The sequence below is a fragment of the Aeoliella sp. genome (assembly GCF_965227375.1).
Classification (GTDB): domain Bacteria; phylum Planctomycetota; class Planctomycetia; order Pirellulales; family Lacipirellulaceae; genus Aeoliella.
In genome coordinates, this window is sequence record NZ_CBDDFX010000001.1 from 2,616,001 (window position 1) to 2,628,117 (window position 12,117).

At 59.5% G+C, this 12,117-nt stretch carries 11 protein-coding genes; 4 read left to right on the top strand and 7 right to left on the bottom strand.

The features are described 5' to 3' along the window. Nucleotides 1–2 precede the first annotated feature (2 nt). Entirely contained in the window at nt 3–860 is an 858-nt protein-coding gene (locus ACQK2L_RS10730) for a helix-turn-helix domain-containing protein (RefSeq protein WP_425396959.1), read from the bottom strand. 627 nt (nt 861–1,487) lie between these two features. Between ACQK2L_RS10730 and ACQK2L_RS10735 the strand changes: the two genes are divergently transcribed. From ACQK2L_RS10735 to ACQK2L_RS10745, 3 genes are all read left to right on the top strand, one after another. Then, entirely contained in the window at nt 1,488–1,886 is a 399-nt protein-coding gene (locus ACQK2L_RS10735; protein ID WP_425396960.1) for a hypothetical protein, read from the top strand. A gap of 127 nt (nt 1,887–2,013) precedes the next feature. Beyond that, nucleotides 2,014–2,811 carry a hypothetical protein gene (locus ACQK2L_RS10740; protein ID WP_425396961.1) on the top strand — a complete coding sequence of 266 codons (798 nt, stop codon included), beginning with the start codon at nt 2,014–2,016 and terminating at the stop codon, nt 2,809–2,811. 827 nt (nt 2,812–3,638) lie between these two features. Next, nucleotides 3,639–5,048 carry a PAS domain-containing protein gene (locus tag ACQK2L_RS10745; RefSeq protein WP_425396962.1) on the top strand — a complete coding sequence of 470 codons (1,410 nt, stop codon included), beginning with the start codon at nt 3,639–3,641 and terminating at the stop codon, nt 5,046–5,048. A gap of 54 nt (nt 5,049–5,102) precedes the next feature. Here ACQK2L_RS10745 and ACQK2L_RS10750 read toward each other — a convergent pair whose 3' ends face one another. Next, nucleotides 5,103–6,176, bottom strand: a complete 1,074-nt coding sequence (locus ACQK2L_RS10750; protein WP_425396963.1) for an oxidoreductase family protein — start codon at nt 6,174–6,176, stop codon at nt 5,103–5,105. Between the two features lie 173 nt (nt 6,177–6,349). On the opposite strand from ACQK2L_RS10750, the gene ACQK2L_RS10755 reads away from it, so the two are divergent. Then, nucleotides 6,350–7,189, top strand: coding sequence for an aldo/keto reductase (locus ACQK2L_RS10755; RefSeq protein WP_425396964.1), 840 nt, complete (start codon nt 6,350–6,352; stop codon nt 7,187–7,189). A gap of 28 nt (nt 7,190–7,217) precedes the next feature. On the opposite strand, the gene ACQK2L_RS10760 is transcribed toward ACQK2L_RS10755, so the two are convergent. The 5 genes from ACQK2L_RS10760 to gcvPB form a co-directional block, all read right to left on the bottom strand. Further along, nucleotides 7,218–7,475 (bottom strand): hypothetical protein, encoded by a 258-nt coding sequence (locus tag ACQK2L_RS10760; RefSeq protein ID WP_425396965.1) that lies wholly within the window; start codon nt 7,473–7,475, stop codon nt 7,218–7,220. Between the two features lie 155 nt (nt 7,476–7,630). Next, the gene (locus tag ACQK2L_RS10765; RefSeq protein WP_425396966.1) at nt 7,631–8,311 is read right to left on the bottom strand and encodes an FHA domain-containing protein; all 681 of its coding nucleotides are present in this window, start codon (nt 8,309–8,311) and stop codon (nt 7,631–7,633) included. A 370-nt stretch (nt 8,312–8,681) separates the two neighbouring features. Continuing rightward, the gene (locus ACQK2L_RS10770; RefSeq protein WP_425396967.1) at nt 8,682–9,473 is read right to left on the bottom strand and encodes a lipoate--protein ligase family protein; all 792 of its coding nucleotides are present in this window, start codon (nt 9,471–9,473) and stop codon (nt 8,682–8,684) included. 216 nt (nt 9,474–9,689) lie between these two features. Next, nucleotides 9,690–10,157, bottom strand: a complete 468-nt coding sequence (gene tnpA, locus ACQK2L_RS10775) for an IS200/IS605 family transposase (protein WP_425396968.1) — start codon at nt 10,155–10,157, stop codon at nt 9,690–9,692. Nucleotides 10,158–10,426: 269 nt separating this feature from the next. Continuing rightward, nucleotides 10,427–11,899: an aminomethyl-transferring glycine dehydrogenase subunit GcvPB gene (gene gcvPB / locus ACQK2L_RS10780; RefSeq protein ID WP_425396969.1), complete on the bottom strand. Its 1,473-nt coding sequence runs from the start codon at nt 11,897–11,899 to the stop codon at nt 10,427–10,429. Nucleotides 11,900–12,117 lie beyond the last annotated feature (218 nt).

Below are 12,117 nucleotides of genomic sequence, written 5' to 3' on the forward strand. Positions count from 1 at the left end.
CCTTACGTTCCATCACAATCCCCTGCTTTTACCGAGCCATTCCGCTCCGCGGGGAGTTTCGCCCCACCGCGTTGTTCCCCGCACGTGTACTCGATCGGCCCAAAACGTCGGATCCGCTCTCGCCGCACTAGCTCCATCAAGCCTTGAAGCTCCTTCGCCAGATCGAACTCCGGCTCCGCGGGCGGACCATACTTCTCCGGGTGCGCTTTCTCCAGCATCGCGATCGACTCGCGATACGTCTGCCCCCGCACCGGCTTCAACTTCGGCCGTTTGACCTTCCCAACGACTGGTGGCAACGTAGTCGGGGGTGAAGTAGTCGGCTCGTTTACGGATGCTTCCTCCGGCCGACTCGCTTCGTCATTGATAGTTGCTTGAAGCTCCGCGTCATCCGGCACCTCCGGCGTTGCCGCTAGCTCCGGCACCACGTTCACGAACGCCTGATCGATCTTCCGCGCGACGTACGCTTCGTCTTCCCGGATCACCACCGACGTCAGCACCGATTCTTTGACCTTCCCAGCCAGCTTCACCAATTCGACGCGCGTCAGCGTCACCTTGTCGGCCGCTTCCGCCTTGGCCTTCCGCCGCTCGGCACGCTGCTTGTCCTTCCGCTCGATGAGCCAAGCCGCCGCCCGCCAATGCGTCGACGCCGCGTTGCGAATCGCCTGCAACGACCTCAACTCCACGCCCATCTCCGCCTTGCGAACCCGCTCGTCAAACGCCTCGTCCACCGAGCGCTCCCGCCGAATCGTCTTCCGATCGCACCCTACGTACCGAGCAATGCTCGCCATACTCATCCCCGCCGAAACCAGCGCGGCAATTTCACCTTTTTTCACATCATCCAAAACCCGTGGCCGAGCCATGTCAACTTCTCCTGCAATTCGTGGAATGTAAACACGCGTACACTATTCGTAGCACCCCGTTTATACCACGCCGAGTGTAAGAAAAAGAGACGCACGAAAGCAGAAAACGAAAAGTACTATGGCCGTGTGCGGCCGTAGCAAGAACGCACCACAGGGTGCCTGGGGACGAGTGGGTAGCACGGACAGCTGGCCGGAGTTGATCCGGCCACTTGTGACGTTCACCACGGCCAGTTGTCCGTGTGCGCAGCACAGGAGGTTATGAAGCTTCACCATGGACAGTGTGAACACCTCTTGTCGCGAGCGACACCGACAATCGGTCGAACAAGCGTGTTGGATGTAGCACTACTGCGCGCGACCGACTGTCGGTGCTACCCGCTTCGTAGGTAATTCCATCGGCGGCGACAACGTGTATCGGCCAAGGAGCATTGTCGCCGATGGGTTCACCCACCAATGGCGACCACGATGAATGGTGGGTGAACCTGCCGGTAGAACATCGTGTAAAATGGCCAAGCGCCGCGCCGGCAGAACCACCCACCCTACGTCACTTCCCGAGTTAAGGGATTCCGCGGCTCAGAATCGGCAACTCTCCAAGACGCGATCCCCATGGCGCAACAGAGATTTTACACTATGATTGACGATCATTGCAGCATTGCACGAAGTCAGGAGATCCTCATGGGACGAATCTGCTACGCGATATCGGCTGCTCTAACACTACTTCTTGCGGTGTGGTTCATTGTCGTCGAGAGCAATTCACCCGGCCTTTCGTTCGCGATTGCTTTAATCGGAATGCCGCTTCTGTTGCTCGCTTTTGCAATAGCCAAATCGACAAGCACGGGAGTCACCAAAGATGGGAAAGGAGCCGGTTGGGCAGCGTGCGTGATCGGCGTGGTGGGCGTTGTTTACATCGCTGCGTTTTTTAGCGACTGGTTGATCGTTGCTGCAGGGTGGTTGCTTGCACTTGTTCCCGCCGTGATTGGCAACCTGGTTTCACCGACGATCGACGACTCTGGCAACAACGCCGGATAACTACGGCAACAGAAGCCTTGCGTTGACGACACAGCGGCATGCTGCCAAGATGTCGGGAAGATGCGACTCTCTGAATCGTTGCGATTGGGTGCAACAAGCCAGTTCGCTTGGAGAGGGAGGTGATGGAATGAGTCACTTGGTCTGGCGAAAATTGGTCCTGGTTGTTCTTGGCGCTACGACCATGGCGCTCGCCTTGCCCGGCTGTAGCAAGCGCTCGTCGGATCAGCCACCGGGAGGCGTTGCGGAGGCGAACGGCGCCGGCCAACCGGACGAACCGGGTGAGCCCGTGATAACGCTTACGGATAGTGAATCGCAGCAACAGGCATTCGCTGTCGAGGCCCTGCAAGCATTGGGGGCCACGGGCAGTTTCAAAAGTTCGCCCGACGGTTTCTTTGGAGGACTGCCGGGCGGTATCGCTGGAGTTGAAACGGACGATGCGGGAATCGTGCGTGGCGTGGATCTCATCGATACCGAGGTGACCGACGATGATCTGAAACACCTAACGGCGTTTCCACATCTCCAGCGGCTGCACCTGATGGGCGCGAAGATTTCTGACGCGGGTCTCGAAAACTTGAGCCGCCTAACGGCTCTGGAGAAGTTGGATCTATCGAACACAGATACTTCGCAAGCGGGAATTGCGTTCCTCAAAGACCTGAAGAAGCTGCGGCTTTTGCGACTCGATGGCACCAACGTGGGAGACGATGCGCTCCCGGTGATCGGCGCCCTCGAGGGACTTGAAACACTCTATCTTTCCGATACTCAAGTCACGAATGCAGGACTCGATGGCCTCGGCAATTTGAAGCAGCTCAAGCTCCTGCAGCTTCAGTTCTGCAAAGGTGTCACTAGCGGTGGCATCAAGCAACTCAAAAAACGCCTGCCGGACTGCAAGATCATTGCCGGAGGCAATACGATCATCGAGTACTGACCGCGCAGACCGTAGGGTGGGTGGTTCCATCGGCGGCGACAACGTGAATTGGCCAAGGAGCATTGTCGCCGATGGGTTCACCCACCAATGGCGATGACGGTGAATGGTGGGTGAACCTGCCGGTGGAACATCGTGTAAAAAGGCCAAGCCCCGCGCCGGCAGAACCACCCACCCTACGTAGCTTCTGAATAGGAGACAACAGAGAAAACAGAGAATAATCGACGCCCATTTGGGTGCCACTGCTGGTTTATCGCCTGATGTTTACTCGTCACCTATTGAAAGCGAAGCAGAACTGCTGATTCGCCGCCCGCTTGAAACGAGCCAGCAGTGCCGATGCGACGATAGAGATTTTCGAGCAGTGCACCCTCCAAACACTGCTGGCCTGCTTCAACGTGGCGGGTGAACTTAACGCCACAACTTCCCGCCAACCTGCTTCGGAAGGCAACCGGCGATAAACCAGCAGTGGCACCAGTGGCACCCAAACTGCCGGTCAGTTATCTGCCACTCTACGACGCACTGCTACACTGTTGCATGTCGCCAGCAATACCCAGTGGGCAACTGCGCGTTCTCCTCGTTGCAAACTGCACGTCTTGATCGGTAGAACCCGAACCACTCCAAGTGGGCCTTTCTTCTAGGGGTTATCTGCCAACTGCTGCGTGGACGTAGGCCGAAAGTAAATTGCCATGAAGTAGGTCCGAAATGCGCGGCTGGAAAATCCGCTTGAAGCCGCACGCGTTCGCGGGAAGAAATGTGGAGAACCCCATCCGGTATGCCGCAATCGTGACCTAGCGTTGGGTACACGTTTTAATGTCCCGGAGGTGAATGTCATGGCCAGAGCCAAAGTCGTCCCGGTAAACGAACCCCGCTCGTTCGAGCGGCACGAGTTGTTCTTCTCGTTGACCGATCCCAAGGGGATCATCCGCTACGGCAACGACGTATTCACACGTCTGGCAGGCTATTCGGAAGAGGAAATTCTCGGCTCGCCACACAACATCATCCGGCACCCCGACATGCCGCGCGCGGTGTTCAAGTTGCTTTGGCAGTACATTAAAGCTGGTAAGTCGATCGCCGCCTACATCAAGAACATGGCAAGCGACGGACGTTACTACTGGGTGCTGGCCACGGTCACGCCGTGCAACGGAGGGTTTCTGTCCATTCGCCTGAAGCCCGAAGGCCCGTTGTTCGACCAGGTTCGCGACATCTATGCCGCGGCCCTCGCCATCGAGCACGACTACGACCAGAAGAACGGTGATCGCAACGAGGCGATGGATGCATCGCTGAAGTACATCATGGACCAACTGGCGGCGGCTGGCTACGACAACTACGACGAGTTCATGAGCGCTGCCCTGGGCCGGGAACTAACAGCCAGAGCCGAATGGATCGAGCAGAACGGTTGCCCTTCCGCCCATACGTCCACCGCAAGCCAGGACGCGGGCTTGCTGGCACTCGAGCACTCGTGCCGAGACATCGGCGAAATCATTGGCAGCTTGTTCCACGCGTTGGACGACTTCCAAAGATTGGAGGGTGAGTTGGCCGCCAAGTACGAGGCGATGCAGAAGCTCGGGGCAGGGCTGCATCTCCAGTCGGTCAACGCAACGGTTGCCGCGTCCCGACTCGGATCGTCGGGCGCGGTGCTGGTGGCAGTGGCCGATGCGCTCGGGGAATTGTCGCGGCGGATGGAGTCCCAACTGAGCGAACGCGCCAGCCGGCTCGGCATACTCCACCAAGCCTGCCACGCCGTGGTGTTTGGCACGGCGGTGTCGCTATTCGAAGCCGAAGTCGGCGCCGACTTCGCCGCGCATCTTCAAGAAGACTCGGAAGGTGGCCGCGACCCGGTTGTCTTGGAGAGCATGGAGGCCTTAATCGAAGAGTTCCAGAAGCGGTGCCACGATGTCTTGGATCGCATGCAGGTATTCAAGCAGGAAACCGGCCGCATCCGCGGGGAAGTGCTGGAACTCGTGAACCAATATATCGAGATGCGGTCGATTCAAATCAATGGCAAGACGGAGGCCGCGACCAGGTCGGACTACAGTCACTTTGTCGTGTTGTTCGACGAGGTGTCTTCGCTCATCGACAGCGGACGCGCCGACTGCGACGAGTTGCTCAAGGTGCTTGGTGCCGCCAATGAGCGGATCCGGCGGTTCGACCGACTTGCCCACTCGTTCCAGCAAGAACTACACGCGCTCGGCGAGCCGGCTTCCACAGCCACGGCACGCGCCGAACTGGCCACTGTGTAGCTGAGCGGAGTTGGGTAATCGAGCCGCTGCCCGGCATCCATTTCGATCGCCGACTCAGTCTGGCGGAAGAATGCTGCCCGCGTTCATTTCAACGGCCGAGTCAAACGCCCGCTCGCAAATACGGGTGACCAACTCGCGGGGACGCCCCTGGGATCCAGCTACGAATGCGTAGAACTGGATGGCCCAACAGACCATTTGCAGCCCACCCAATCGCAGATCGCGGAGTGCTTGCTCCCAGTCGTACTCCACGTCGCTCTCATGCACCGCATCGTACCAGGCGCGAAGAACGTCCAATTGGTGACCGTGGCGTTCCATGGGAAGTTCGCTGCCGCCCATCAGGCGGGCTACGTCGAACGCCCCCATGCTACGAATCGCCAACTGCCAATCCAGAATCAGAATCGCCTCAGGCGTGCCCGGCGGACCAAACAGCACGTTATCCGCCTTGAGGTCCGAGTGGACCAGTGTTGGTGGCTGACGGTCGACTTCCTGCTCCAACCATTGGCACTTGCCAAGGAGGCGCTGGCCGAGTTCCCGCGCCGACGCATCCAACGTACCGCCGAAGTCGCTGAGAAACGAATTCCAGAGGTCATCAAAGTGGACCCAGAGTCGACGATTCGTCGTCGGCATCCAATTTAGTCTCGCGAGGGCGTCGTTGTTCCAGAACTTGCCCTGCAGTCGACCGATGAGGCGGGCTACATCAACCACGGCCGTGGCATGGAGCCCCTGCACCTGATCGCAGGGAGTGGCGAACGTCAGGTCTTCCAGAACGAGCACCGCGTTGGGCGGCTCTAACGATGCGTGGTAGCACCGGGGTAGCCGAATGGGGGCCTGTGGAGCGACCTCGCCATAGAACCGAACCTCGCGCTCGAAAGCGTGAACTTCGTCGCTAATATTGCGCAGCGCAGGTGTGCTGGGGCCAAGCTTGACGACGACCGATGCCGGCCCAGCAGACTCTTGCCGGTCGTACTGGAGTGAAACTTGAGCGATCGAGCTCAGAAACCCGATGCCCACTCCGATCGGCCGCGCCTCGAATCCTACCACGGCCGCATCGGATAGGTGTTCCTCTCGGGTAAGCACCCAGGTAAGCCATTCGGGCGTGATGTCCTCAATCGTCAAGGGAGTTTTCATCGCACCGCTCCGCTCCGTCTGACATTGCTGACCAAGGCCGGGATGGCAAGAAGGAGAATATAGCACAGTCACCTCGTCGCGACACAACGACGCGGCGAACACCGTCGCGGTATAGTTGCCCCACGAAGTGCAATCGCACACAATCGAGGAATCGCAAAACCAAGGAGGATCCAATGCCAGGGACCAATCGTCAGCTTACCGATTTGAGTGGGACATTTGAGCTCAGCGGCGGCGTGAAAATGCCTTATCTTGGACTCGGGGTCTTTAAGTGCGACGACGCCGTGCAGGCGGTGACTTCGGCGCTGGAGGCTGGTTACCGTTTGGTCGATACCGCTTCGATCTACGCGAACGAGCAGGAAGTCGGCACCGCCGTCGCGACGAGTCGGGTGCCGCGGGAGGAAGTATTCCTCACCAGCAAAGTATGGAACGCCGACCAAGGGTTCGACTCGACGCTCCGCGCGTTCGACGACACGCTGGCGCGCATCGGCTCGGACTATTTGGACTTGTATCTGATCCACTGGCCCGTCGAGGGCAAGTACAAGGAGACCTGGCGTGCGCTGGAGACCCTGTACCGGGAGAAACGTGTGCGGGCGATCGGTGTTTGCAACTTCCTGCAGCATCACCTTGAGGATCTGATGGCCGATGCGAGCACCATGCCGATGGTCAATCAGATGGAGTTTCATCCCTTCCTGGTTCAGCAGCCGTTGGTCGACTTCTGCAATGCGCACCAGATCCAATACCAAGCCTGGTCGCCCATGATGCAAGGGCATGTGTTCAAGATCGAAGCGATGCAAACGCTGGCCGAGAAATACAACAAGTCAATCGCACAGATCGTGTTGCGGTGGGACCTGCAGAAGGGCGTGGCCACGATTCCCAAGTCGTCCAAGCAGGAGCGGATCGTCGCCAACGCGGACGTTTTCGATTTCGAATTGCACCCGGAAGACGTCGCCTTCATCGACAGCATGGACTGCGGCAAGCGATTCGGCCCCGACCCGGACAACTTTGACTTCTGATGCGCGGCGGGCTAATGCTGAAAGCGCTTTAAGACAACACGTCTTCCAGCGTGTCGCGGAGTTCCTCGGCCGAGACTTCGCGGAGTGACTTGCCGCGGTGGTCGAGCTTCTCGGTCACGCGAATCACCGTCTCCCGCATCATGCCGTGCGTTTCTTCCGAACCGCCGGCCAGCACGAAGTCCTGAGCGCGGGTGAGGCGCTTGTGACCGTCGTCGGCATCGAACGCCAAGCCCAGCAGAACTGGGTTCTGGCCGTCAGGCTTCGCGGGTCGGTTCTTATCAGGCATGGGTTCCGCTCAAAAAAAGGGGCGACTGCACAACGCGATCGCGATGTGCGCACTCCATTCTAGGCGCGAGTAAGGATGCGGCTACCCCCGAGCGCAGACGCAACACGGTGGGCTCGCAAGACTCGTCTACAGTCCCCCCGATGCTTTGGGGCCAGTTAGCGACGCCGGGTCATTTCGCGAAGAACGTCCGCGGCCGCTTCACGACTATCCTTGGCCGACTTCTTCGGAATGGGTGGCAGCTTGCCGTAGGACTTCTTGCCCTTCTTCCCATCCTTCGCTTCGGGTTCGGCCTCGGCTTCCGCGGCGACGTCGACCTGCTCGGGATCTAGCGATTCCGGATTCACCGGGGCAATCTCCGGCATGGTCTGCGTTTCGTCCATGCGGAACGACCGTGTCTCGCGTGTCGCGGACGAATCGGAGGGGTCGGGGCCGATCAGCCAGCGGCTGATGTCGTCTTCCAACTCGCCCGACTCATGGTCGGCGCCGGTGGAGCGGGAGACCGCTTCGCCCACGTTGGCCACCTTGGGCTTCTTCTGGTTCTTGAGTCCCTGGCCCAGGTCGACACGAAACTCCAGCGTGCCGACACGAACCATGTCGCCACCTTTGAGCGTCACCTCGGCGTCGATCTTCTCGCCGTTAACGTAGGTGCCATTGCGGCTGCCCAGATCGCGTATGCTGAGGCCCGCCTCGCCGCGCAGGATCGCGCAATGGTGGCGGCTGATCGCCTCACTGCCAGCGCGGAGCGTACAGTCGCTCGCCCGGCCGATAACGAACTTGCTTCGCTTCAGCGGTATCTCCGTGCCTTGCTTGGCTCCTGCCAAAACTACTAACTTCATTTCCTACTCCTGCCTCGTCTGCACTCGTGAATTAAATGACTAGACGAATAGTCCGATTGGGGGGCGAGCACAGATCTACAGAAAGTCGTTCAACGTCACAGCCTGTTGGGAAAAGGGGCGACCAAGGTCGTCCATGAACCTATATCGGCATGGTCAGCTCGGCAGGATGAAAGGGAATAGTATTAAAGGGTATCCACCAAGCTGGCATCTACTTTAAATCTTACCTGCAATCCGTAAAGCACGCGGAGCACAATTTTCCGTTTTTTCGATCGATTTTAGGAACTTTCCGGGTATCCGAAAGCGCGTTGGTATTCGATGTGGCGCAAACGGGCAATATTTCTGCGCTGTAAGGAGAAAGCAAATGTCGCGCCTAACGGCGATGCGTCCACGCATCGCTGGCAAACTTTGCCGTCTCCAAGGCCTGGATGGCCTCTCGCTCGCCGGCGGACAAGGGCTGGGCCTTGGTCATCTGGAGGCCAAGCTGGTCGGCGACCGAGCTACTCCATAATTCGCCCAACTGCTGGGCCGATATTCCGCAGCCCGTGAGCTCCGCCAGCCCGGGCAGCTCTGGCGCCTGGGGCGACTGGCCGAGCAGCACGCCGCCGTGCTGCAGCACCGCTCCGCGGTGTTTGCGTTGAGCACTGCCGCAGAGTTTGTAGCTGCCATCGGCCACCAGCGGGTTGGCCAACTTGCTGGACGTGTAGATCACGTCGCCCTTTGCCCTACGCAAGAAACAGAGGAAAGGTTCGCCGGATCCACGCCCCTCGGTTTTCCGGCATCGCGAAAATTCCGACCCTGCGGGTCGGACAATCTGCGTCAACACGGCAACCAATGCGGTGTGCGCGGCATCGTAAAGCTGCTCGGCACTCCGGGCGAGCGAATGCCCCGGCGGCACGGCTAGGCTGTAGGTCAGCTCCTGGTCGTGAACCAGTGCGCCGCCGCCCGAAGCCCGCCGCACCACGGGACAGTTAGCGCTGGCATCGTGTGACGCGCGATCGTCATGCGCCTGGAAGTATCCCAGCGACAACGTCGGCTCGCTCCACTGGTACAGCCGCAGCGTCATGGCTCCTTCATCCGCCGCGCGATTCAGCAACCACTCGTCCACCGCCATATTCCAACTGCCCGGCTGCGGCGGGTCGATGATTGCTTGGCAGTTGGTCATGGGATGGATGTCACGCAGAGACGGCGGAGTTTAGGAAATAGGAACGCGGATGGACGCGGATTGGGCAGGATGTTCGCGGATTAGGACTTGGGCGGGAGTTTCACGGTTGGCCAAGTCGCCGTGTAGCCACGGAGTGGCGACCGCGCATAGCCTGGGACGTTAGTCCCAGGAACACGAGCGATTGTTCTCTAGAGCCGCGGAGCGGCGACAGCGACTCTAACCAACATGCTCTTGTTCGAACACATACTGCGGATCGTACTCGATATGGTGCCGCTCAAGCAACTCAATGAGCTCTTCTTGGAAGCTCCTTTGGCGATGGTGGTCCCGCTGGTTTTGAATGTAACGCTGGACGGCTTCCCGTTGTGAAAAGCTAACACTAAATGCCGCGTAGCCTGTTTGCCACTGGAACTTCGTCGCACAATCGTCCCGTTCGTTGACCCACTTAGACGAACTGGCTTTGAAGATCCGTACTGCATCCGACAGAGCAATGGTTGGAGGAAGACCAACCAGTAAATGGAGATGGTCGGGCATTCCGCCGATCTCGCGGAGGCATCCACCTTCGCCACGGATGATTCCGCCAAGATACTGGTAGAGTTCCTCGCGCATCCGTTCGTGGATGAGTGGTTTGCGATATTTCGTACTGAATACGACATGGTAATCCAAGCAAGTAAATGTGCTGGCCATGGCTGCTAACGCCCCCAGGGCAAATCAAGCGAACGAATGAAGAATGTCAGTCTAGCAAAATCTGACGTCGTGTTCGCTGCCGCCACTCCGTGGCTGGAGGGTGTGTTCCTAACATGTTCCTGGGACTGGCGTCCCAGGCTATGCGCGGTCGCCGCTCCGCGGCTGCGAATTAGCCGGGCCACATCTTCACGCGCGCCTTGCCTCTCCCTCAAATCCGCAAAGATCCGCGACCCATCCCCTCTGCGTCTCCGCGTCTCTGCGTGACACACCTACATGCAAGCCAAGCACGGATTCCGCGCGGCCGCTACTTCGTTGGGGCGGCTGATGGCCGTGGTGTGGGGGGCGTCGTGCAGCAGTTCCGGGTCTTCTTCGGTGATGCGGAACAACGTTTCGGCGAACGCGTCGAGCGTGTCTTTGCTCTCGGTTTCGGTCGGCTCGATCATGATCGCCTCCTTCACCGTGAGCGGGAAGTAGACCGTGGGGGCGTGGAAGCCGTAGTCCAACAGCCGTTTGGCGATGTCCATCGCCGAGATGCCCTTCTCGCTCTTGAGCTTCGACGCGGTGGCGACGAACTCGTGCATGCACCGCTCGCCCTGCGGTACCGGCAGGAAGTGCTTCACCTTGGCCAAGAGGTAGTTGGCGTTCAGCACCGCGTTCTCGCTCACTTCGCGCAAGCCATCCGGCCCGTGCGTGCGAATGTAAGCGTAAGCTCGCAGCAGCACCCCGGTGTTACCAAAGAACGCCCGAACCTTGCCGATCGTTTTCTCGGGAGTAACCAGCGAGTAATGAGACTCCCCTCGTCCCTCGCCCCTGGCCGCTGAGTCCTTCTCCACCACCGGGCCGGGCAAGTACGGAGCTAGCTTGCCCGTGACGCAGATTGGCCCCGCGCCGGGGCCGCCGCCGCCGTGCGGGCCGCTGAATGTCTTGTGGGGGTTGTAGTGCTGCATGTCCGCGCCGAAGTCGCCGGGGCGGGTGATGCCGAGGATGGCGTTCATGTTCGCCCCGTCCAGGTAGATCAAACCGCCTCGGGCGTGGACCTCGTCGGCCAGCTTCTGCATGTGCGACTCGAAAATGCCCACCGTGTTGGGATTGGTGATCATGAACACGGCGATCGAGTCGTCGAGCTTGGCGTGGAAGTCGTCCATGTCGACGCCGCCGTCGATGGTGGTTTTGACCGTCACGCTCTCGAAGCCCGCCATCGCGGCGCTGGCCGGGTTGGTGCCGTGGGCGTTGTCGGGAACCAGCACCTTCTTGCGCTCTTCGCCAATGTCCTTGAAGTAGGCAGCGGCCACCAAGAGCGCGGTCAACTCGCCATGCGCGCCGGCCGCCGGTTGCAGGCTGCACGCTTCGAGGCCGGAGATCTCTTTGAGGATCTCCTGCATCTCGTAAAGCATCTCGAGCATGCCCTGCTTGGTGTCGTCGGGCTGGTAGGGATGCACGTCGGCAAAGCCCGGCATGGCGGCCGCCCGTTCGTTCCGCTTGGGGTTGTACTTCATCGTGCAACTGCCGAGCGGGTAGAAGTGCGTGTCGACGCTCATGTTGAGCTGCGACAGATTCACGAAGTGACGCACCACCTGCGGCTCGGTTACCTCCGGCAGCGCCGGCGGAGCCTCGGCCAACATGCCCGCCGGCAGCAGCGCGGCAGCGTCCGACGCCGGCACATCGCACTCCGGCAACACCGCTCCGCGGCAACCGGGACGGGAGAGTTCGAAAATCAGTTTGGTGTCGCGAGTGTTCTTCATATCGGAAAACTGTTCTGGCGAGCCGGAAGCGTCAGCGCCCGGAGTTTGTTTGCTGGTTGGATATGTATTTGTTAACCACGGAGAGCACAGAGGTCACGGAGTTTTTTGGAACACTAATCTTCGCTAATAAACACTAATCTCTATTAGCGCAGATTAGTGGAGATTAGCGTTTCAGTTTCTTCACTGTGCCTCTCGGTGTCCTCTGTGGTTGGTTTTTT

What these genes read in the sequence shown, in the direction of transcription:
- ACQK2L_RS10750 (WP_425396963.1), bottom strand. Translation starts at nt 6,176, where the DNA reads ATGAAAACTCCCTTGACGATTGAGGACATCACGCCCGAATGGCTTACC.
- gcvPB (WP_425396969.1), bottom strand. Translation starts at nt 11,899, where the DNA reads ATGAAGAACACTCGCGACACCAAACTGATTTTCGAACTCTCCCGTCCC.
- ACQK2L_RS10730 (WP_425396959.1), bottom strand. Translation starts at nt 860, where the DNA reads ATGGCTCGGCCACGGGTTTTGGATGATGTGAAAAAAGGTGAAATTGCC.
- ACQK2L_RS10755 (WP_425396964.1), top strand. Translation starts at nt 6,350, where the DNA reads ATGCCAGGGACCAATCGTCAGCTTACCGATTTGAGTGGGACATTTGAG.
- tnpA (WP_425396968.1), bottom strand. Translation starts at nt 10,157, where the DNA reads ATGGCCAGCACATTTACTTGCTTGGATTACCATGTCGTATTCAGTACG.
- ACQK2L_RS10760 (WP_425396965.1), bottom strand. Translation starts at nt 7,475, where the DNA reads ATGCCTGATAAGAACCGACCCGCGAAGCCTGACGGCCAGAACCCAGTT.
- ACQK2L_RS10740 (WP_425396961.1), top strand. Translation starts at nt 2,014, where the DNA reads ATGAGTCACTTGGTCTGGCGAAAATTGGTCCTGGTTGTTCTTGGCGCT.
- ACQK2L_RS10735 (WP_425396960.1), top strand. Translation starts at nt 1,488, where the DNA reads ATGATTGACGATCATTGCAGCATTGCACGAAGTCAGGAGATCCTCATG.
- ACQK2L_RS10745 (WP_425396962.1), top strand. Translation starts at nt 3,639, where the DNA reads ATGGCCAGAGCCAAAGTCGTCCCGGTAAACGAACCCCGCTCGTTCGAG.
- ACQK2L_RS10765 (WP_425396966.1), bottom strand. Translation starts at nt 8,311, where the DNA reads ATGAAGTTAGTAGTTTTGGCAGGAGCCAAGCAAGGCACGGAGATACCG.
- ACQK2L_RS10770 (WP_425396967.1), bottom strand. Translation starts at nt 9,473, where the DNA reads ATGACCAACTGCCAAGCAATCATCGACCCGCCGCAGCCGGGCAGTTGG.